The sequence below is a fragment of the Palaeococcus sp. (in: euryarchaeotes) genome, from assembly GCF_053987695.1.
Map to the genome: position 1 here is coordinate 1 of NZ_JBMXHE010000054.1, position 19830 is coordinate 19830.

Annotated in this window: 23 protein-coding genes and 1 pseudogene; 2 read left to right on the forward strand and 22 right to left on the reverse strand. The window is 44.4% G+C overall.

The features are described from left to right. The 9 genes and pseudogenes from ACXJGZ_RS04130 to twy1 form a co-directional block, all read right to left on the reverse strand. Positions 1-482 (reverse strand): annotated as a pseudogene (locus ACXJGZ_RS04130) (TPM domain-containing protein); the annotation flags it as partial. Beyond that, positions 479-1876, reverse strand: coding sequence for a hypothetical protein (locus ACXJGZ_RS04135; protein WP_456398355.1), 1398 nt, complete (start codon positions 1874-1876; stop codon positions 479-481). The gene ACXJGZ_RS04135 and the pseudogene ACXJGZ_RS04130, both read right to left, overlap by 4 nt. After that, entirely contained in the window at positions 1873-2352 is a 480-nt protein-coding gene (locus tag ACXJGZ_RS04140) for a hypothetical protein (protein WP_456398356.1), read from the reverse strand. The genes ACXJGZ_RS04135 and ACXJGZ_RS04140 overlap by 4 nt, the downstream gene beginning before the upstream one ends. Then, the gene (locus ACXJGZ_RS04145; protein WP_293257759.1) at positions 2333-2767 is read right to left on the reverse strand and encodes a hypothetical protein; all 435 of its coding nucleotides are present in this window, start codon (positions 2765-2767) and stop codon (positions 2333-2335) included. Before ACXJGZ_RS04145 ends, ACXJGZ_RS04140 begins: the two co-directional genes overlap by 20 nt. A gap of 1 nt (position 2768) precedes the next feature. After that, a complete protein-coding gene (locus ACXJGZ_RS04150; protein ID WP_456321255.1) occupies positions 2769-3365 on the reverse strand; it encodes a class III signal peptide-containing protein in 597 nt (198 codons plus the stop codon). A 47-nt stretch (positions 3366-3412) separates the two neighbouring features. Further along, positions 3413-4096 (reverse strand): hypothetical protein, encoded by a 684-nt coding sequence (locus ACXJGZ_RS04155; protein ID WP_456321254.1) that lies wholly within the window; start codon positions 4094-4096, stop codon positions 3413-3415. Continuing rightward, positions 4089-5183: an FtsZ/tubulin family protein gene (locus ACXJGZ_RS04160; protein WP_293257753.1), complete on the reverse strand. Its 1095-nt coding sequence runs from the start codon at positions 5181-5183 to the stop codon at positions 4089-4091. The genes ACXJGZ_RS04155 and ACXJGZ_RS04160 overlap by 8 nt, the downstream gene beginning before the upstream one ends. Before the next feature lie 8 nt (positions 5184-5191). After that, positions 5192-7435 carry a prenyltransferase/squalene oxidase repeat-containing protein gene (locus ACXJGZ_RS04165; RefSeq protein ID WP_456398357.1) on the reverse strand — a complete coding sequence of 748 codons (2244 nt, stop codon included), beginning with the start codon at positions 7433-7435 and terminating at the stop codon, positions 5192-5194. A gap of 100 nt (positions 7436-7535) precedes the next feature. After that, positions 7536-8507, reverse strand: coding sequence for a 4-demethylwyosine synthase TYW1 (twy1, locus tag ACXJGZ_RS04170; RefSeq protein ID WP_293257747.1), 972 nt, complete (start codon positions 8505-8507; stop codon positions 7536-7538). Positions 8508-8629: 122 nt separating this feature from the next. On the opposite strand from twy1, the gene ACXJGZ_RS04175 reads away from it, so the two are divergent. Next, positions 8630-8770: a hypothetical protein gene (locus ACXJGZ_RS04175; RefSeq protein WP_293257744.1), complete on the forward strand. Its 141-nt coding sequence runs from the start codon at positions 8630-8632 to the stop codon at positions 8768-8770. On the opposite strand, the gene ACXJGZ_RS04180 is transcribed toward ACXJGZ_RS04175, so the two are convergent. The 13 genes from ACXJGZ_RS04180 to ACXJGZ_RS04240 form a co-directional block, all read right to left on the reverse strand. Further along, positions 8758-9339, reverse strand: coding sequence for a HemK2/MTQ2 family protein methyltransferase (locus ACXJGZ_RS04180; protein WP_456321252.1), 582 nt, complete (start codon positions 9337-9339; stop codon positions 8758-8760). The two genes, ACXJGZ_RS04175 and ACXJGZ_RS04180, sit on opposite strands and share 13 nt — an antisense overlap. A gap of 49 nt (positions 9340-9388) precedes the next feature. Further along, on the reverse strand, positions 9389-9898 hold the full coding sequence (locus ACXJGZ_RS04185) for a flavin reductase family protein (RefSeq protein ID WP_456321251.1): 510 nt from the start codon (positions 9896-9898) through the stop codon (positions 9389-9391). A 208-nt stretch (positions 9899-10106) separates the two neighbouring features. Continuing rightward, entirely contained in the window at positions 10107-10280 is a 174-nt protein-coding gene (locus ACXJGZ_RS04190; protein ID WP_293257735.1) for a 30S ribosomal protein S27ae, read from the reverse strand. A 4-nt stretch (positions 10281-10284) separates the two neighbouring features. Continuing rightward, positions 10285-10581 carry a 30S ribosomal protein S24e gene (locus ACXJGZ_RS04195; protein WP_293257732.1) on the reverse strand — a complete coding sequence of 99 codons (297 nt, stop codon included), beginning with the start codon at positions 10579-10581 and terminating at the stop codon, positions 10285-10287. After that, complete coding sequence (locus tag ACXJGZ_RS04200) at positions 10571-11116, reverse strand: DUF359 domain-containing protein (RefSeq protein WP_456326686.1); 546 nt, start codon at positions 11114-11116, stop codon at positions 10571-10573. Before ACXJGZ_RS04200 ends, ACXJGZ_RS04195 begins: the two co-directional genes overlap by 11 nt. 1 nt (position 11117) lies before the next feature. Next, positions 11118-11300 (reverse strand): transcription elongation factor subunit Spt4, encoded by a 183-nt coding sequence (gene spt4 / locus ACXJGZ_RS04205; RefSeq protein ID WP_456321249.1) that lies wholly within the window; start codon positions 11298-11300, stop codon positions 11118-11120. Further along, entirely contained in the window at positions 11300-11860 is a 561-nt protein-coding gene (locus ACXJGZ_RS04210; protein ID WP_293257724.1) for a DNA-directed RNA polymerase, read from the reverse strand. The genes spt4 and ACXJGZ_RS04210 overlap by 1 nt, the downstream gene beginning before the upstream one ends. A gap of 34 nt (positions 11861-11894) precedes the next feature. Then, a complete protein-coding gene (locus tag ACXJGZ_RS04215) occupies positions 11895-12431 on the reverse strand; it encodes an inorganic diphosphatase (protein ID WP_456321248.1) in 537 nt (178 codons plus the stop codon). A 191-nt stretch (positions 12432-12622) separates the two neighbouring features. Continuing rightward, entirely contained in the window at positions 12623-13534 is a 912-nt protein-coding gene (locus ACXJGZ_RS04220) for a calcium/sodium antiporter (protein ID WP_456326685.1), read from the reverse strand. Between the two features lie 30 nt (positions 13535-13564). Next, positions 13565-14101 (reverse strand): TIGR00288 family NYN domain-containing protein, encoded by a 537-nt coding sequence (locus ACXJGZ_RS04225; protein ID WP_456321246.1) that lies wholly within the window; start codon positions 14099-14101, stop codon positions 13565-13567. Then, positions 14098-14607 (reverse strand): TIGR00288 family NYN domain-containing protein, encoded by a 510-nt coding sequence (locus ACXJGZ_RS04230; RefSeq protein WP_456398358.1) that lies wholly within the window; start codon positions 14605-14607, stop codon positions 14098-14100. The genes ACXJGZ_RS04225 and ACXJGZ_RS04230 overlap by 4 nt, the downstream gene beginning before the upstream one ends. Before the next feature lie 64 nt (positions 14608-14671). Then, a complete protein-coding gene (locus ACXJGZ_RS04235) occupies positions 14672-17113 on the reverse strand; it encodes a tRNA(Met) cytidine acetyltransferase TmcA (protein WP_456398359.1) in 2442 nt (813 codons plus the stop codon). Between the two features lie 126 nt (positions 17114-17239). After that, positions 17240-18220 (reverse strand): PDDEXK family nuclease, encoded by a 981-nt coding sequence (locus tag ACXJGZ_RS04240; RefSeq protein WP_293257315.1) that lies wholly within the window; start codon positions 18218-18220, stop codon positions 17240-17242. Between the two features lie 176 nt (positions 18221-18396). On the opposite strand from ACXJGZ_RS04240, the gene ACXJGZ_RS04245 reads away from it, so the two are divergent. Continuing rightward, a partial coding sequence (locus tag ACXJGZ_RS04245; protein WP_456398360.1) for a S9 family peptidase occupies positions 18397-19830 on the forward strand: 1434 nt, incomplete at its 3' end.

The window sequence follows — 19830 nt, forward strand, 5'->3', positions numbered from 1 at the left end:
AAAACGAGTGTAGCGGGCGAAACATCGGGCGCTTGAGAATAATTACCGCCCACCTTCCTCAAATAGGGACTTGTGTAGTTATTTATCAAGAGCTCATAGTTGTAGTCCTTAAGCGTTCTGTTCAACAAATAGCCGAGGATTATCTCCGCCTTGTGTCGCAGATTTTTAGATGGATAAAGAGGTTCCGTGGCCCAGTATGTGGATACTATGTCCAGAGGGGACATCCCCTCATTTACGAGCTCCAGATCAAGGGTGCCATTGTTTTCCCATTCCTCAATCACATTCTGGGGAACCAGATCCTTTAAAGAGGCGGTCCTCAATGTCGTCAAGGTGTCCTCGGCAACGTATTTATTTTGGTTCCGTATATAAGTGGAATAAACCTGATTGTTGCTGCTCATCACAACTATGCTGCTCACAAATATGGTTATCAAAAGAAGCGAGAGCATGGCATCGAATGTGAATATGAATCCTCTCCTTCTCATCTGTCATCCCACACCCACAGTTTTATTAAAATCGGCTCGAACTTCGGTTCAAGCAACATCCCCAGATTATCCAAATCCCTCAAAACCACGTTTCCACTAAAGCTGTTCTCATAAATCCAGAGCTCAACAGGTTTTGCTCCGTTCTCTGTGTTGAATCTGCCAAAGATATCCTTCCACGGTATTCTAACCGATGAGGTGTTTCCCTCATAGAACTTTGCATAAGTCCTGTTTCCATCTCTCCAGGCTATCTCACCCATAACGTTGGAGTTGGAGGCGTTTTTTTCGATTAGGACTCCTTTAATTGTACCTCCATCCAGCACTACGAGCGTAATGTCGCCGGCTTCATCTGATGGAACATCGATCTCCAAGTACGCATATTCAGGCACGTTCTCTTTGAGCTTTCCTTCGAGGAGGACTTTTGTCTCATTTTGGGAGATTATGGTTAGATTGCTGTAGAGGAGGCTTGAAACAACAAAATCCCTCTTTTCATGTTCTATCCATGGAGAGCGGGCTTTTGATGAGTTTATGATGGAATTGCTTGTAACTGGGCTTCCGTTAATGAGGGCGAAGCTGTAGGTTGGGATGGTGAGGTTGGTTGGGTAGATAACGTTGGAGGTGAGGGACAGGCTTCCTGCAGTGTTTCCCTGGATGATTATCCTAACCTGTCCCTGGCCGGTTATATGGAGTTCGCCGCTATTCCATTGTGCCTGGAAATTAGATCCCCTATCAATTACATGGACTTCGATATAGGAGTTGGCTGGAATTGGGTAGTCTTCGTGGTTTACTGTGTCGTGCACCGTGATGTCTGCTAGATTTATGAACGTGAGAACATCTCCCGGGTTCAGATTGTAAGGCTGAGGGCGCTGGGTGAGAGAGTCTCCATTTAAAGTGACGTTAGTCGCAGGGAAGGGATTATTTCCGGTGCTTCCTTCTCCAATTTGGATGTTCCTGTTTCTGCTCTCACTCAGGTCTATGTATATTTTCCCCGGGAAGCTTCCACCAACGCTGACGTTCTTCGTGAGGAGATAGAACTCCATCTGGAAGTCCTTCCATCTGCTGAAGTTCACAAGGCTGTTCCTCACATTAGCCATGCTAATTGAAGCATTTAAAGCTGTGATTTTCTCATAACTCAGGGCATAGGAATAGCTCTCGCTCCTCAATCCCACACTTCTCACACTTGAGGAATTATCCTCCCAGTTCTCGGGATAGCCCGGGCTCTTGGTCAAAACATCTAGCATGTTATCTGCTATGTTGGCCCTATCGTACCATCCTATCATGCTGGAGACTTCCGCCTTTATCATGTCATTTGTGTTAATCACTATCCCGATCACCATGATGACCAGCACGAGTGAAAGCAGGGCATCCAGCGACAGGAACTGACCTTTCCTCCTCATCCTTTCACCACGCTCACATTCAACCTCACGATTTTACCGGAATAGACCAGATTGGTTCCATTTTTTCCCATGTTCGTGTTCCGGGAGACATCCTCAACTATGAATAATTTTATTGAGTTTTCGAGTGAAGACACCATTGAGGTGTTCAATACAAAGGGGGTGCTTATACTCACAGAGATATTCATAGCTGTTGAGGTTTCATTTAGTCCAATACTCATAACCCTGAACTGATAATTTGTCCCATTTAGGGATGCTAGATCATTGTTTAAAAGGGAGTAGGGACTTTCGCTCGTTTGCACGCCCATGTTTAGGTAATCACATGCGTGGGATGCCGAGGCTCTGATATATGAAACAACGGAAACATCTATATTCTCATTGAGATAGCTGGAGAGAACCATAGCTACCCCTGTCATTATTATGGCGAGTATAAAGAGTGTCTCTATAGCGGTCTGCCCTTTACGGTTCAACTTTAACATAAAGCATCCCCCCGCTTATCTCCGTGCTTATCCAGAATTCCCTCTTGGAGTTCGTTAATGTGACGTTGGAATCTTTAAGCGGCACATCTGACCTCTGGGTTATAGTATAGCTCTTCCCATCTATGGTGGCATTTATTATTATGGAGTTTGAAGAGCTGTTTAAGTGTATCCGTATGCTCTCTCCACTTTCAAGGTTGAAGGGGAAAACTTCCTTCTTCTTGAAGCCCTCTCCAACCGCATAGACCTTTGTTATGTGATCCCTGAGGCTTATTGAAAAAGTTTTAACCTCGCTTATTGTGCTGAACATCTCGCTGTGGGCGGTCTCACTGGTGGCGAGGTAGGTAAGATTAACCAACGTAAGGAGTATTAGGAAGATTGCGAAAAGCAGATCAAGGCTTATCTGAGCTTTTCTCATATCACCCACCCGGTTTAATGTTTATGTGGAGCTCTCCCGTGCTCGTATCCAAGCTCCATGCTTCGGTGTTATCCGGATTCCATTCCACAACTATCTTGAGGGTGGTGGGGAGGGCATTCGCATTTACGAGAATTCCCGGGAGGGAAGTGCCCGATGCCGATGGAGAATATGAAGTAACGTTTTTTGAATACAATGCCCGGCTCCAGAAGAGATTCCTTTTCATGGTATTCGTTTCATTTTGATATATGTTCTTGTTGGAGCTGTCGAGGATGCCAACGTAAGTCCCGTTCTGGTATCCAATTAAGATCTGGGGGGTTCCACTCATATTGTACGCTTTTTTAAGGAAGGATTCATCTTTGAGGTATTTAAACATGAAGTATGTGGTTGCCTTTGAACCCGGGCCCTGGGCATAAACCTGAGAAACAGTATTTGAAATGGTATTTGCAAAGCTCTTGGCTTCAAGACTCACCTGAACTCTAAGCGTTTCAACGGACTGGCTGTTCTGGGTGAATGTAACGTTGTTAACGGAGTAGACTAACAGGGTCAGGAATATTGCAAACACGAACATGAATTCCAGTGACACCTGTCCTCTTCTCATCCTCTCACTCTCCTAATATCTATCTCTCCAAAACTATTTAACACTTTTTACTTATTTCCTGTGGTATCCTTTATGCTTGCGACTATTTTTCCAACCCTCTTCTCAATGTCTTCCCTACGTCCCCCATCCACCGTTACAAATGCGATTGTGTTCATACCGACCTTCCTCACATCGACATCAAAATAATCGTAGTTGAAAACTCTGAAGCCGTATTTCTCTCTATCGAGATTGTGCTTTGCAATCAGCTCCTTTAGCTCGTCTATGAAGAACTGGGAGAGCTGATAGTAGCTGAAGTCTAGAAACTCCTTCTTATACTCCTGAAGTGCCAGGATTAAGGGTAAAATGCCCAAACCGACCAGCAGCCATGCCTCCCGGTATATGAATGTGATTGCGAGGCTTATTCCGGTTATTCCCAAGACTGCGGCTGTGCCCATCTTTATCTTGTTTTTGACGTCCTTCATACTGTTTACCCTGCTCTCCCAGATATCAAGGAGCGCTGGGTTGTAAAAGTCAAAGGCGGTATGTCTCTTGCCCTTTTGAATTCTCTTTCTTATAAGGTCGTCCCAGTCATCCTCGTAGTATATTACCTCTCCCCGATTCTTTGCCCTCTCTGCATCGAGGGAGGATATTATCCTCAGCATATCCTCGGCGCTTTCATGGGCTATGTGGGCATATATCTCCTTCTCATCAAGCTCCAGAGCGACTTCAACTGAGTCCCTGATTTTACTCATTCACCTCACCCGGGTATATATCATCGAAATCCGGCAAACCCTCCAAAAGTTCCTTCTTTTTGGCTTCCGCTTCCTCCTTGGCTATCATAAATGATTGGGCATACTTCCTGGCAGTTATTACAATGTCCTCTATGCTCTTGCTTTCATATATCCCGCTCAAAAGCGTAACAATCTCAACCTCTCTCTCCCTTGGATCAGGGTAGAACCCCCTAAATATCTGCTTTCCCTTTATTTTATTCGTCAGGTAATTCAGTGCCTCAAAAATGTCACTTGCCTTTAGAACTTCAGGGGGGCCGTGAATGGCAATCAAACCGTAGAGGGCTGATTCTATGTTTGCCTCCAAGTAAAGGCCTTCACTCTCGAAGGATTTTAATATAAGACGGGAGAGGTTCTTGATCCGGGAGGCATCGTCTTTTGCATAGCCCACTGTGGCGAAGCTTCCGAATGCCTTGAGAACGAACTTAAGATCGCTCCCATCCAGCGTCTGCTCCCCCGGAATATCTATCAGGGCAAGGAGAGAGGCGATGCGCTCTACTATCGTGTAGTTTATCCTTTCATAGGCTTTCCCAATATCATCACCGCTTTCTCTGAGCTTGTTGTTGTCTATCGCTATTATGGAATCAGCAACTTTGGAGAGCTTGTCTATGGTTATGGCGGCGTTGATGGTCGGCCTTATGCCCTCCTCCTTTAACGGAAGAGCCCCTATCGCGACGACGAGGGACTCGGGATATTCGTTCTTTAATGCCTCAGCGAGAACAGGAGTTCCGCCGGCACCGGTGCCCCCACCAAATCCAAAGGTCAAAAAGAAAATGTCTATGTCCTCTCTCCCGGCTATTGAGTCTATCTTGCGCATTATCATTGGCAAATCGCGCTTCATTGCTTCCCTTCCGAGGATGGGATTTGCATTTACACCTTTTCCACCTGTGAGGCTCTCTCCAACGAGTATCCTCCTTTCGTGGGGAACATGCTTTAAATATTCCAGATCCCCCTTTGATGTGTTTATCGCCAGAGTTTCAAAGTCCACAAGTGCGAATAGATCAGCTATCTTGGTTCCGCACTGACCTATTCCGATGATTAGAGCTCTCATCTATTTAATCACCCCATCACCTCGGCACTGAGCTCCTCCAAGCTTGCAATACCGTCATTGTTTTTATCCTCAAATTTGATTACAAGGGCTTTTCCTTTGAGATATTTAATCAATCCGGAGTTGAAGAACGTCTCAACGGCACTTTTCATATCCTCGGGATACAGCACAAAGAGTATAACCCCCTTTTCATACTTTCCGGGTACCAGAACTATAGTTTTGCCCTTGTCGTATGTTTTTTCATTTAGGACGATATTCGAGTCATTGACTTTGAGGGTTATATCAGGATTGTAGTCGCTTATGTTGACATCATTGTAGTCCGTCAGAACTATGTAATTGCCATCGTTTATCCCCTTAAACTCCTCTAAAGTGATGTTGGCATCAAAGAAATTATCCACGGCTTCTTTGGCAACTTCAGCGGTTCCCCTCCTCCCAGGAGCATATGCCAGTGTGAAGTTTTCTTCTCCTATGAGTCTAATCACATCGTAGAGGACGACTTTTGGTACAAATTTAATTTGGGACAGGAAGCCTGTCTTTAATGCTGAATCCAGTATGTTCTCCTCCTCGTGAGTTTGTATCCAGTTGAAAACTTCATCTCTAAGATTATATCCTAGGGGCTCCAGGAGCTCCTCGACCCGTATTGTCAGATCCATGTGGGATTCACCTCTGTATATAACAACTCCTCCGAGGGTGTTTTCCTTTATGTCCGGCCACCCTCCATCTTCGTTTCTCTGCTTCAAAAGCCACTCTATATGTGGCTCCAGCTCCTCTTTTGTGGATATGGGAGCCAGAGCTTCCAGAACTTCCAGTGTTGTTGAAACATCCTGCGTAACCATGTATTCGTAATATTTGGTTCTCAAAAAGATGCCCCATCCCTCCTTTGAGACGGAGAGCAACCATTTCTTAGCTTTCTGGATATCGGAGTCCTCTGGTGAGAGCCCCAAGGCAAGCAGTGCCTTGATTGCAAGCGCCGTATCAAAGGGTTGAGGCCCTAAAAAGCTACCCCATTTTCCATCTTCCATCTTTAAGCTCTTTATGAACTCTATGTTTTCCTCCTTCTGCTCATCGCTGAGCATATTGAACTCTGCCAGGGTCAGAATTGCATAGACGTAGGGACCATAGAGTTCTTTTTGCTTCTCGGAAATCTCCTTCAAGGTGTTCAATCTAGCGCTGGTCCACTCCAAGCCCTTATCAATGCTAACATCCCTAAAATAGCATTTCTTAAGGGATTTCAGTGCATAATAGGTTACCTTTTCACTCGAAGGGGACACTATCATGTAGCTCCATCCGCCGTCCTCATTTTGTTTGGATTTCAATTCTTCACAAGAGCTCTGGAATGGATTTTCCTCCCTTTCGCTCAGTTTCTCGGCAACAAGGGCAAAGCCCAGGGTTGCATAAGAGGATACCGGCACGATCTCCCTATCCCTCATTGGGAGGTTGTTCTCCCAGTAGGTTGGATTCTCCTTTTTAATGTCCTCAAGGGTTAGGAGCGCCTTTGCAGCATCGAAGCTAACACCTTCGTATAGAATTAGGGTGTAGGTCGCCAGAACTCTTTCCTTTGTGCTCAGTGAACTTTTATCCAGCGAGTCTTTTAACGAAGCCAGCCTCTTCTCAATGTCCGCGGGAGTATATTTAATGCTCTTGTAGGCAATTAATCTTAAAGCTTCAATCTCCGTGCTCGTGAATCCAGGATAGCTTTTGATGCTCTCCAAAAAGGACACTCCTCTCTTGAGCATGTAGGAGGATTCCCATGAATAACCACGATTTCCAAGGGCCCATAGGGCAATAACTGTCGGGTAGAACTCGCTTTTTGTGTTTGGGGTGTATCCCCACGCCTCTCCATTAAATGCGTTCTTTATGAACTTTGCACCCCTGTCAGCTACAATTCTTAGGCTGGTGTGCTGTGAGGTGCCATAACCATAATGCTCCGCAGCTTTTGATAGCGCCACTACGGCATAGCTCGTATCGAGAACATCACTGGACTGTCCGGGAGAATATCCCCATCCATCATCAGGATTTTGATTTTCCAGAAGGAAGTTTACATACTCATCTATGTAGGGGGATAAATCCTCCTCCACTTTACCCGCTGATTCCACCATTGCCATTAAGGCTAGGCTTACACTCTTCGTTTCATTGGAAATACTTTTTGAATCCTTAATAAAATCAACGGCACTCTCCAATACCGGTTTTGCTGTTACATTTGCATATGGAAGCAAGAGCATGGCAATAAATAACAATGATAGAGCACGTCTCATTTTTCACCCTCCCTAATTCCTATAATAGGTTTCTACCAATAAATAAGTTTTTCCTAAGCGGGAGGTTGAATCAAAAAAGGTCTAAAAGGAGTAAAGCATTTTAGTGCTTTATAAACCGATTTTCTCTGCTCACATCGTCCCTCATTATCAAAACTACCCTGCTGGGCACGTATTCATCTTCTATATGATAGCCCGGCAGATATTTAACAAGTTCCTCTGCAAATGCTCTGATCTCTTCATGCTTGGGCATATTGTTTATTGTTAGTCTGTTCCTCGAGAAGCCCACGAACATGTATGCCTTCGCCTCTACGAACATGGGCTTTGCCTTCATGATGAACTTTGCGTAACCCTCGGGATTGTGCATGTTCTCGTCTTTAACGAGAGTAAGCCTTATGACGGTCCTCGTTGGCAAACCATTCATCAATTCGAGGGTGTTGTTAATCCTTTCCCATCCATCCGGAATCATCGGAACATTCACTCTATTATATGTCTCTTCATCTGGAGCGGTGAGTGAAACATAGAATTGAGTTGGAAGCTTGTCCTCCTTGATCATCTCTTCCAGACGTTCGGGTGCAGTCCCATTTGTGACTATGAACGTTGTGATTCCTCTCTTGTGGAATTCCTCCACGAGATCACCTATCATTGGGTAGAGCATTGGTTCTCCCGAGAGACTTATGGCCGCATGTTTTGGTTCCTGTGCTTCCTGAAGCTTCTTCTTGTTTATGTTATCCACACCCCCGTAGCCCGTTAAGAGCTTTCTCTGGGCCTTTATGCTTTCTTCCACGATCAGGGAAGGATCATCCCATGGCTTTGGAAGTTCGACTCCCAAAAACCCCTCCATCGGACGCCAGCAGAAGATGCAGTTGTGGGTGCACCATGCAAGTACGGGCGTCATCTGGAGGCACCTGTGGGAATGAATTCCATAAAACTTCTGTTTGTAGCATACTCTATCGTGCTTTATGCTCTCTTTTAGCCAGTGACATAGCTTAACGCCACTGTGATGTCCTACTAAAGCGTAATGCTGCTTTTTAAAGAGGTTGGCAATCTCCTCAGGCATATTAATCTCACTCATTTAGTCTCACCTAATTTTCATAAAGGGGGTCTCTTTAAAAATTTTTGCAACCTGTTTCACTGTCGAAAAATATTTCGGCAATCAACAAAAACTTTAAATACCCTGAGGCTCTACCGCATTTCATGTTGAGTGATATAAAACCAACCCTCCTAATTAAAACAAAGGAAAGGGAATTTGAAATTGACATATTTGAGGAAGAAGAGCTCGTGGAAAGACCAAAAGTGCGCTTTGTCCAGGAAATAAAAAGGATTCATCTTGCCTGAGCGCTTATCACCAGAATTTCCTCAAAGAAGTATCTCTCCCTTGCGGTAATCTCAATATTGAAGCCCTTATTCTTGAGCTTTTCTAGAGTTTCTTCAATCCCTGTTATTGAGGATTGAACTATTTGGACCATGCCCTTCGGCTTTAAGTAGTTCCTTGCCTCATCAATGAATCTGTCCAGAACTTCTCTCCCCCTTTTCCCTCCAACAAGAGCATGGTCTATGGGTTTTTCGGGTTCTCCGGGCAGATAGGGGGCGTTAAATGTGATTATATCGAACTTTCCTTCCACATTTTCAAAGAGGTTGCTTATCCGGAATTCCACATTTTTTATATCATTTATCCCCGCGTTCTCTCTAGCCAGTTCGACGGCTTTGGGGTTTACGTCGGTTCCAAGAACAAATCTTGCTTTTCTAGCCATGAGAAGAGCTATTATTCCTGTCCCAGTGCCAATATCCAGGGCCAAATCTCCTTCTCTAACCTTCAAATTTCTTGCAAGGAGGAAGGAATCCTCTGCAGGCTCATAGACATCGGGATGGAGCTTGAGCTTAAGTCCTTCGTATTCCAGAATCATAAATTAATGAAAGATGTTGGGGTTTAAAGGGGTTTCCCATGGAAACACCTCAGGGATTGTAGAACCTGTTTTCAAAAGTTACGAAATTCGTCCATGAAGCATGTGCAAGGAATTTAAATTTCATATTTGGTTTATCGTTCTCGAATGCTCCTTTCTGATGGCTCCATCCCACTACTTTGCCCACAAAGAACGTGTGATCTCCATATTCCCTTTCATCAATAACCTTACACTCGATGTTTGCTATGGATTCCTTTATGCTGGGGGTTTCTATTCGTAAGGAGGGCATCAGAGTTATGTTCATCTCACTGAGCTTGCTTGGACCGCTCTTCGTCCCTGCAATCCACACATCCTTGAGCATGTCTAGGCTTGGAACGCTCACAACAAACTCATTATGAGTTCTCACGAGTCTATGGGTGTAGCGCTTGGGTGATATTGAAACTCCTATCAGCAAGGGCTTGTGGGAGATTATTGTAACCCAGTCTGCTGCCATAACATCAACTTCATCTCCCTTCCCGGAGACAATTAGATAGGTACGCATGGGATACATCAAACGATGCATGGTATCACCAATAATTGGTGAAGCGGGTTCATTAAAAGGGTTGCTTTGGTAGGGCGTTTGTTATTCACAATGTGCTTTGCTGTTTGCTGAATATGTTCAACAAATGAAACAATGGAGGATAACACTAACTCAGAACAACTGCTGAACAGAGAGTGTAAAGGGGGACACGAAGGATGTCAGAAATAAAACGGAAAAAGGCGTCCTTTAATCACTTCCTCTTCCACTCGGTGTAGCCGCAGCGTCCGCAGCTCCAGCGATCCTTGTGCTCGGCCATGAAAACCCCTGGACCGCAGCGCGGGCAGAACTTCTTTTTCCTCTCGATCTTGTCCCCCTTAATCTCATAGTACTTCCACTTCTGGGTTGCCTTCTTTTTTCCCGCCATGTGATCACTCCTCCTTCTCCTCTATCAATCCTTCCCTCTTGAGCACGTACTCGGGCTCTATGTACATCATGCGCTCCTTGCTCTCGTAAGCCTTTGCATATCCCTTTGAGACGTGGCTACCGAAGTATGATCTTATGTACTGAATGACGGTTGCTTCGGGGTTTAAATCGAGCATTGCAACGAGCTTGCCCTTCACGTCCTTCCTTGATGGCGTTGGTTCTCCTTCGTGCATGACCTCGAAGTATATTTCATTTCTTCCAAGGAGCTTGTTCTCCTTTTTTTCGATAATTCTAATCTCCATCGTAAATCACCTCCATATTCCTAAGCATCTCGGCAAACCTAAGCTTTGTTTCAGGTGTTACCTTTATAAGCACTACCCCTTCCTTTGGCTGTCCGTAAATTACAATGGAGCCGATGGGGGCGTAAACTACCGCAGGAATTGTGGCCAAATCCTCCTCCCCGCACACTTTAATATGAACATGTCTGTTTCTCCTAATCAGCTCAACTGATTTTTTGATGGCATTTAATAAAGCTTTCGTTATTGTGGCGGGTGGGTTGTTAACTGTTATTGCGATGGCTTTACCCTCAACTTCGGGCTTATACTCCTCTCTCTCGGTTTTATAATCATAAATTGCCAGATTCGGCTCTATTCCGAGCCTCACCGTATTTTCGGTCACTACATCTCCAACTGTGATTAGATAGGGGGCGGATTTAAATATTTCAAAGGATTTAACATACGGCAGGGGAAGCTCTCCTCTGACCAGCTCACCCAAAGGTTTTTTGAGCTTCTCCCTCATCTCCAGAGGAAGTTTTAGATAAAAATCCTTTTTACCCATTTTACCTGACCCTGATGGCATATTTTCCCTTAACGCTTATCTTCAGCTGCTGTCCTATTCTTGACTTCTCTGGATCCAGCACAATTACCAAATCAAACCACTCATTGCTCAAGTCTCTGCTTCCACATATGGGGCATTGGTCCTCCGTGGTCAGATAATGGCAGTGCCTACAAGCTTTAACCATTAAGCTTCACCCTCCCTGCGCTTTTGCTTTGCTATCCACTCAAATTTGCCCAGGCCGGGCTGTCTCATTGTTAATCCTATCTTGTTCTCTCTAACAACCTTGCTCTTTGCGCTTATGGCGATTATCCTCGCTCTTGCATAATCTCCGAGCTTGAGTATATTCTTGCTCTCTTTCCCAACAAACTGCTTGTTCTTCTCATCATAGACCACATAATCGTCCATGAGCTGTGAGATGTGAACCAGACCGTCCAAAGGCCCAATCCTAATGAAAGCACCATACTGGGTTATATCAACTACCTCTCCCTCAACAACCTCGTGGAGCTCGGGTTTCCAGACAAGGACATCAAAAACGACCTCGTGGTATGTGGCACCATCTCCGGGTACAATCCTGCCCTCTGTTATCTCCTTTATGTCCAAAACGCTTAGAACCACACCTTCGTCCTTGTCGTATATACCCTCATAGGTTAGCTTGAGCTCCTCTCTCGCGGCTTCCCTTGGATCCATTGTGAACTTTTTTGGGGGAATCCTCACAACATCCTTGATGGTCAGCACTTTGTACATCTCTTTACCTCCAAAAATTTTGAAGAGAAAAAAATCACTCTTTCTTTCCAAACTTTTCCCTGTAGAGCTCAACGGCTCTCAGGATTTCCTTCTTTGCTACCTCTGCGTTGTCCCATCCTTCAACAATGACCTCCTTACCTTGAAGCTCCTTGTATCTCTGGAAGAAGTGGGCGATTTCATCTAGGAAAGCCTTTGGAACATCTCCTATATCCTTGACATCATCAAAGTACGGGTCTTCCACTGGAACCGCTAGGACCTTGTAGTCCCTATCACCGCTGTCAACCATTTTGAACAATCCAACGGGCCTTGCCTCTATTAGAACGCCTGGATAGACGGGCTCTCTCATGATTACCATGATATCGAATGGATCACCGTCATCGTACCATGTCTGGGGTATTATTCCGTAGTCCACAGGGTAGAAGAACGGGCTGTAGAGAACGCGATCGAGCTTTATCAATCCGCTCTTCTTGTCCAGCTCATACTTATTTCTGCTGCCCTTTGGTATTTCAATCAATGCATACACAACCTCTGGAACCTCTGGTCCCGGCTCTAATTCATGGAACGGATTCATCTTTTACCACCTCATAGGCTTTTTAAAAGGGGAGGATATAAAGTTAACTCTGCATCAAAATTTAGGCGTCCCTTTTTAAAGTTTTGCTCTCTCTAAAAGATATTGTTCGGGATAATTTTGGTGTGCTTGGCAATTGTGTAGTTTTACTCTCTTTAGGGGCAGTATCAAAGCATTCTCCTCCTAAGTATCCTCTAAAACTGTGTATAGAGGAAGTACAAATACAATGCCAGGAGAGCAAGGCTCGTTTTCCTCCCAACACGGTTATTTGAGCGCAGTGAAAACGTTAAGACCAGCATTACTATTAGAGTTATGGGCATGGTAACATGGAATATGCTTGTATCAACTTTTATGGGTCTTATAATGGATGCCACCCCGATAACCATGAGGATGTCCAGAATGTTTGCCCCTATAACATTTCCGACGCTTATGTTGGGGATTTTTTTGAGGGTTGCCGTTAGGGCATTGGCGAGCTCGGGAAGGGACGTTCCTATGGATACCAGTGTTAGTGCTATTACCACTTCGGGAACTCCAAATGCCCTTGCAAGGCTAACAGCACTGTTGACGACCAATCTTGCTCCTAAAACTACTGCCAGACCGCTTATTGCCATTATCATAGCTTCCTTCTTTGGGTCTCCCTGCCCTTTTGGAGGTTCTTCGAAAGTCATATGCTTCTTATAGAGGTAATAGAGGAAGCCGAGATATATGATGATTAGACTTGCTCCGTCGATTCTTGATATGGTTCCATCCCTCATTAAAAGCCAGGCATAGGATGTTACAAAAACCATGAAAGTTGAATTTCTCCATGCAACTTCGTCGACATCTAAAGGCATTATAAAGGAGCATAACCCCAGAATAAGTGCTATGTTTGCCAAAGCACTCCCCACGGCATTTCCCAGGGCTATATCGCTCTTTCCGTTGAATGCCGCCAGAGCAGAAACAGTAACTTCGGGAAGCGTCGTAGCGATACTGGCGAGGACAAGGGCTATTAAAAACTCGCTTACACCAAAACCTCTTGCTACCCGTGAAGCGGATTCAACAAATTTATCACTTCCTTTTATGAGAAGCATCAGACCCACTGCAAAGAGGACAATTTCAGCTATCATGTGTGCTCATAAGAAGAGAAGCTTAAAAATTTAATCCTCCACCTTTCCTTTTTTGGCTTCCATCTTTATGACATGGTCGGCGGCATTCTGAAGTGCGACGCTGAAGCCCGGTTCAACCCCTATTATCACTATTTCCTTGCCCACGCGCTTGGTCTCGCTCACTATGGGAAGGAAGTCGGCATCTCTTGTTGCAAGTCCAATTATCTCTATGTCCGAGTTGTATATGAGTTCCATTGCTTCTATCGCTACTCTAACGTCCGTATCTCCTGCCACAATTATGGGCTCAAATCCCTGGTTTACGATGGCTTCTATCAGTCCCTGGGGTGCGTACTGGTTTAGAACAACCTTTGCAACCCTTATATTGCCAATTTTATCCAGTGCAGTCTTCACGTCCTCAAGCTGGAGTCCAAACTCCTTCCTCAATATGTTGGGGCCATCTATTATCAGACCGACGGATTTTCTCTTTTCAGGCTTCCCCTTTTTCTTTTCTTTCGTCTCTTCTCTTTTCTCTGCTTCTTCCTCTTTCTCCGCTCCTCTTCTAAATATCTTAAATAATCCCCTCCTCATTTCTCAGCCTCCTCTGGTGTTAGGAGTATGACATAATCAGCTCCATGCTTTAAAGCTGAGCTGAATCCGGGTTCGATTCCAATAACAACGGTCTCTTTTCCCTTCTCCTTGGCCTTCAGGATCAAAGGTAAAAACTCGGCGTTTCTGGTTGCGAGTGCAAGTATATCTATATTTGGATTGTAAACTTCCCTCATGGCTTCAACCACGAGCTTAACTCCCGTCTCTCCGGGTACAATTATGGGCTCAAATCCCTGATTTGCCACGGCTTCTATCAGTCCCTGGGGTGCGTACTGGTTTAGGATCACTTTTGCAACCCTTATATTGCCAATCTTATCCAGAGCATCCACAATGTCTTCCAGTTTAACGCTAAACTCCTTCCTCAGTATGTTTGGTCCGTCTATGAGGAGGGCTATCTTCTTGCCTCTCTGTATTTTGCTCCTTATGGTGGCTATGCTCTTCACTCCCTCCTTTGTTATCGACATTATCTTCTCCCAATTGCTGGGCATCACAATCACCGCTGTTATTATGATATTGGGTTTTGATTTGAAAATATAAAAACTGTTCGGTTGGCTATTTTCCCCCTTCAATTACTCTCTTGTAGTAATACCACAATCCGCGCATGATGTCCCTTACTTCTATCATTGTGAACGTGAGAGAGCGGCCTATGTATTCAGCGCTCTCCTCCCATGTGTGCGCTTGGAGAACACGATGTATAAGCAGGTGAATCTGCCTCTCATCCAAATAGGGTTTCATCCAGCCGTCGAGGAAATATAGCTTTACTATCGGTTTTACGGCATCTAGAACGGTATCATAGGTTAAAATTTTGCCCGTGAAGGCATCGAGGCGTTTCTTCTGCACGTCGGTGAGGAATATCTGATAATCCACTCCCTCCTCAAAGGGACTCTCAAATAACCATCTGGCTATCTCGGGCTCTAGATCTCTATGTGTATCCCCCAACCACTCTAAAAGACGAATTCTAAACTCTCCATTGGCTTTCTTCACGATCCTCTTTGCCCTCTCGCTTATCGGTTTTATCACTATTGCCGTATATTCCCCGCTGACAGGGTTTCTTGCCGGACTAAGGTGCACGGGCGCAAATCCATTCCTAACCCAAAACCTTATGAGTTCTTCGCTCGCCCCAAAGCTGCTTCCAACCCAATCGTAGCCTTTTTTCTGTGCTTCGTGTATAAGGGACTCGAGCGCTTTACTTCCCAAACCCATATCCATCGCATCGGGATGTGTCGCTATTCTAACGACGCGGTATCCCTTAAGCCTTGCAAACTCCTTGGCATAGTGGTGCTTTACCATCATGTCCGGGATTATGTTGCCCCTGGGCTTGTATCCTTGCGCCATTTTATTAATTACCTTCTTTGGAATTCCACCCTCCTTTGCTATCTGAACCGCTGTAACTATCTTTCCATTGCTCAATCTGAGAACGCGCGCTTCATGATGGGGGGCATCCGCTAGGAGGGCAACATCGCTTGGCTTGTTTCTATAATGAGCCAGAACATAGATCCCAACGAAGCTTCTCAGCTCGTCTTCGCCTTTTCCCTCAAACCATTCATCCAGGTCAGGCTCTTCGAATACGACATCTTTCCTCTCTATGAGCTTATAATCCTCTTCATCTAGTTTTGTAGGCTCTGCATCGAGGAGGAGAACATCAAAGAGCCATTTTTCTACGGGATCGCCGCTCGCATATCTAATCGGGGTGGAAAGATGGATCTCCCTGAAAGAGCGCTTATCTCTTGCTTTTTTCAAAAATTTAACGGAGAATCCTCTTCCGGCACCCTCATATCCGTGAATCGTTGATGAGTAGATTACCTTGGGTTTGCTCAAATATTTATGGAGAACAGGCACGTGAATTCCAGCTGCTTCATCGAGAACGTAAACATCAGCCTTTTTCTTGTATCCTTCCACTGGAGGATAATAGCGCAAGCCTATACCCCTTGCATAGAGCTCTTTGATTAGTCCTTTTTCTTCAACTACTTTCACTTTATAACCGAGCTTTTCCAGGCTCTTTTTGGCGAAGCGGAAAAGGCTTTGAACATTTTCGAGTTCGGGTGCTGTGATAACTGCCCTAAACTTCTTTTTCCCCATGGTGCTGGCTAGACCTATGAGGCTTATGCCAACGCTCACACTCTTTCCTCTTCCTCTATCCGCCGTTAAAACTATCATTCCATCGCTTTCCGCGAGCTCCTCAATACCCTTCAGAACCTCGACCTGACCCTTTGTTAGACAGAGTTCATAGAGTTCCTTGGGGAATTCTATTTTCTCTGGGAGCTCTATTTCCTCCCTATTCATAAGCTCTTTTTGCCCTTTGCTCTCCTTTACTTTTCTAATGACTTTCTGGTTATCCGCATTCACTATGTATATACCATCGTGCTCTCTGAACTTTCTAATAAGACGTCTGTTAAAGCGCTTTTTCACATCATCGATTGTGTATGGGGGGGTAACAAGGCTCTTGTGAAAGCCTGTCCACATGTTTTTCCACTTTTTGAAGGGATTTGTGAGAACGAAAATCAAACCCCCGCCCCTGATGGTCTCTATAATCCTTCCTAAATCGTTTGGAGAGAAGTCGTAGCTCAAATCCAGAATGAGCATATCAAAAGTCCTTCCAAGAATGTCTTTGGTGTATTTGAAGGGGACGGCTGTGACGTTAACATTTTCTCCCGCTAAAATATCGAAGTGCTTCCTAAATTCCTCATACCTCTTTCTCCCAAAAGTTTCGGGCCCTAAAGCATCCGTGGCGTAGAGAACTTCGATTTTATCTTCACTCTCATCTCTAAGTTTTTTCTCTATGAGCTTGTCCACGATTGAGGAGAGAATGCCAGCAGAAGCACCCCCTAAAATTCCCGCTAATGCTGCTTTTTCCATTCCCTCTCCCTGGAGAACAATCATCCTTCTGTGGAAGCTCTCCAATGCCTCGCTTAGGGCTCTCTCTGTGAGCTTTAAGAGATTATCCTTAACCCCCTCGCCCTTTGCGTACTCTCTCACATCTTTGCTGAATCGCACTTCTCCACCCCCTGTAAGAGAAAATGTGGGGAGAATTTAAAAAGTCATCTGATAGATGCTCATTGAAATGCTGATCCAACCCGCGGGTATTACGGTGTTCGAGATCTAGGACATAACAAACACGAACTAGCGAGGAGAGAGTACATCCAGTTGCAATCTTTCTAGCAAATCTTCATAGGCATACTCTTCATTGGGATTTAGAGATTCAAAAGAATATTTAATCATGAGAATATTCCTTTCTACGCTTCTTTTTCTTTTTGGAAAGTCTTTGGCTATCAATATGCCCCCCACAGCTTCATTTTTAAATTCAGAGAGGTATATTTTAAGCTGTTTCAGATCTTTGTTTTGTGCTTTTCCTCTCTTAACCTCAGCCAATAAATATCTATTCTCTCCAACGGGATGTTTTAACTTAATAAATATATCCACATAACCTTCTGGAAGAGCTTTTTCGCCAAGTATTTCAAATTCCTCAGCTCTGTGATTTAAGCCAAAATATTCTACAATTCCATCGAGTACATCTTGGAGCTTTTTCCTAACGAGTGCTTGGAGTATTAGCTCATGGAAGTGATATTTCTCGGGAATTTTCTGTTTATCCCTCTTAAATACTATCTTGGGAATAAATGTATCGGCATCGATATCTAATGGCATGTGCTCCCCTTTGAAAGATTCTCCCATATTGGATACATTATAAAAAGTCACGGTATCTGCCTGGAAATGAGTCTTTCGATAGCCACCCCTTAATAATAAGTTCTCGGCAACATAGGCAAATTCAGGTCGAATCATGGGTTCATCTAAAATTCGTTCCTGCTTTAGATATAATCGAAAAGGAAAATAGTATGTTTTTCCTGACTGCTTGAACTTTACAGGCTGCCATGGAGGAAGATTCTCTGCATTTTTATATACCACTTTTCTAACAACTTTGTATAAATTCCTGACCCTTGCGCCATAAAGAAATGAAATGTAATCCCCTTCTTTTATGTCCAAAAATGTCCAAAATCCGTTTATGCTATTGGTAAATCCTGCCATTCTATATTTCAAGCACAGTTCAAGGTTTTCACGGTTTGAAACTGAAATAAGAAAATAGGATGGTGCATCCATCATGGGCATTTCCCTCCAAGCCATGCTTTTTTATAAACTCCAGGTACTCTTGAAATGGGACTTCACGCATGGTTCCTCCCAATATAACAACTTCCCTTCCCCCTTCTTTATATTTTCGGGTTTACTTTTTAAATTCATGTCGAAACGTTAATATATGTTTTACATCAATTTTAATCGGTGGTACCATGAAGAAGCTTAAGCTCGACATTAAAGACCTCGGCAAGTTTAGACTCCTTGGAGGGCTGGACGTTTACAAAAACAAGACGGCTTTTACAGTTGCAGAAGGGAAGGACGACTATTTTTCAAAGATTTACCTCTATGATGGGCGAAAGGTTAAGCCCTTTACAGCCGGCCCAAAGGACTCAAATCCAAAGTTCTCTCCCGACGGAAAGCTAATAGCTTTTACATCAAAGCGTGATGAGGAGAGCAAGGAAGCTGAGCTTTACCTAATTCCAACAACGGGTGGAGAAGCGAGGCTTTTAAGGAAGTTTAAGTTTGGCATTAATGACTATGAATTTTCTCCTGATGGGAAGCAATTGGCGGTAATAGCCCCTGTAGAGATTGAAAGAAGGAAGAAGAAAGATGAAGACGTTCACTTAATCAAAGAGATTCCCTTCTGGTTCAATGGTATCGGCTGGATTTACGGAAAAAGGAACCACATCTTTCTCGTAAACCTCGAGAGTGGTAGAAAGCGAAAATTAACGAAGGGCAAGCTTAATGTTCAAACACTCAAATGGAGCTCCAGTGGAGATAAAATCTACTTCATAGCTGAAGAGGACAAGGAAAAGGAGCCCATGATAAGCGACCTCTTCGTTTTGGACTTAAAGAGTAGGAAAATCGAGAAGCTTACCGAATCCAAATGGCGCATCTCTGACTTTGTAGTCCTCGACGAAACAACATTTATTTTAAGAATGAGCACTCTTGAGAGGGGAATTTCAACGAACACTCACATCTACCTCTTTAACGCCGAGACGAAGGAAATTAAAAAGCTCACCGCAGAACTCGATAGGAGTGCTTACAATTCTCTCAACTGCGACGTTAGAGGAAAATCGAGGAATCCGCTCATATACAGGGATGGCTGGGTGTACTACATAGCCACCGACGGTCCGAGGGCGAACCTCTTTAGAGTAAACCTCGAAGGTAAGATTGAGCGCGTTATTGGTGGAGATAGGAGCGTTGAAACATTTGGCATTGGCAGCTATTTAGTCTTCATAGCTCAAGATGCTACGACCCCAACGGAGCTCTACGTTTTCAGGGACGGGAAAGAGAGGAAAGTTAGCGACTTCAACAGCTGGATTAAAGAGTATAAGCTCTCAAAACCCGAGCACTTTAAAGTTAAAGCTTCCGATGGCGTGGAAATTGACGCTTGGATAATGAAACCCCCTGACTTCAAAGAAGGGAAGAAGTATCCCGCTATCCTTGAGATTCACGGGGGACCTAAGACCGCTTATGGCTACTCCTTCATGCATGAGTTCCATGTTTTGACTGCTAAGGGCTTCGTTGTGATTTTCTCCAACCCGAGGGGAAGCGACGGCTATGGGGAGGAGTTCGCCGACATTAGGGAGCACTATGGCGAGAGGGACTATCAGGATTTGATGGAGGTCGTTGATGAAGCTTTG

Bases quoted from the DNA above. Each gene is read 5' to 3' on its own strand.
- ACXJGZ_RS04185 (WP_456321251.1), bottom strand. From the start codon at position 9,898: ATGCATCGTTTGATGTATCCCATGCGTACCTATCTAATTGTCTCCGGG.
- twy1 (WP_293257747.1), bottom strand. From the start codon at position 8,507: ATGAGTGAGATTAATATGCCTGAGGAGATTGCCAACCTCTTTAAAAAG.
- ACXJGZ_RS04155 (WP_456321254.1), bottom strand. From the start codon at position 4,096: ATGAGTAAAATCAGGGACTCAGTTGAAGTCGCTCTGGAGCTTGATGAG.
- ACXJGZ_RS04210 (WP_293257724.1), bottom strand. From the start codon at position 11,860: ATGTACAAAGTGCTGACCATCAAGGATGTTGTGAGGATTCCCCCAAAA.
- ACXJGZ_RS04180 (WP_456321252.1), bottom strand. From the start codon at position 9,339: ATGATTCTGGAATACGAAGGACTTAAGCTCAAGCTCCATCCCGATGTC.
- ACXJGZ_RS04140 (WP_456398356.1), bottom strand. From the start codon at position 2,352: ATGTTAAAGTTGAACCGTAAAGGGCAGACCGCTATAGAGACACTCTTT.
- ACXJGZ_RS04135 (WP_456398355.1), bottom strand. From the start codon at position 1,876: ATGAGGAGGAAAGGTCAGTTCCTGTCGCTGGATGCCCTGCTTTCACTC.
- ACXJGZ_RS04175 (WP_293257744.1), top strand. From the start codon at position 8,630: ATGTTGAGTGATATAAAACCAACCCTCCTAATTAAAACAAAGGAAAGG.
- ACXJGZ_RS04215 (WP_456321248.1), bottom strand. From the start codon at position 12,431: ATGAATCCGTTCCATGAATTAGAGCCGGGACCAGAGGTTCCAGAGGTT.
- ACXJGZ_RS04160 (WP_293257753.1), bottom strand. From the start codon at position 5,183: ATGAGAGCTCTAATCATCGGAATAGGTCAGTGCGGAACCAAGATAGCT.
- ACXJGZ_RS04200 (WP_456326686.1), bottom strand. From the start codon at position 11,116: ATGGGTAAAAAGGATTTTTATCTAAAACTTCCTCTGGAGATGAGGGAG.
- ACXJGZ_RS04225 (WP_456321246.1), bottom strand. From the start codon at position 14,101: ATGAGGAGGGGATTATTTAAGATATTTAGAAGAGGAGCGGAGAAAGAG.
- ACXJGZ_RS04230 (WP_456398358.1), bottom strand. From the start codon at position 14,607: ATGCCCAGCAATTGGGAGAAGATAATGTCGATAACAAAGGAGGGAGTG.
- ACXJGZ_RS04150 (WP_456321255.1), bottom strand. From the start codon at position 3,365: ATGAGAAGAGGACAGGTGTCACTGGAATTCATGTTCGTGTTTGCAATA.
- spt4 (WP_456321249.1), bottom strand. From the start codon at position 11,300: ATGGTTAAAGCTTGTAGGCACTGCCATTATCTGACCACGGAGGACCAA.
- ACXJGZ_RS04220 (WP_456326685.1), bottom strand. From the start codon at position 13,534: ATGATAGCTGAAATTGTCCTCTTTGCAGTGGGTCTGATGCTTCTCATA.
- ACXJGZ_RS04240 (WP_293257315.1), bottom strand. From the start codon at position 18,220: ATGCCCATGATGGATGCACCATCCTATTTTCTTATTTCAGTTTCAAAC.
- ACXJGZ_RS04165 (WP_456398357.1), bottom strand. From the start codon at position 7,435: ATGAGACGTGCTCTATCATTGTTATTTATTGCCATGCTCTTGCTTCCA.
- ACXJGZ_RS04195 (WP_293257732.1), bottom strand. From the start codon at position 10,581: ATGGAGATTAGAATTATCGAAAAAAAGGAGAACAAGCTCCTTGGAAGA.
- ACXJGZ_RS04145 (WP_293257759.1), bottom strand. From the start codon at position 2,767: ATGAGAAAAGCTCAGATAAGCCTTGATCTGCTTTTCGCAATCTTCCTA.
- ACXJGZ_RS04190 (WP_293257735.1), bottom strand. From the start codon at position 10,280: ATGGCGGGAAAAAAGAAGGCAACCCAGAAGTGGAAGTACTATGAGATT.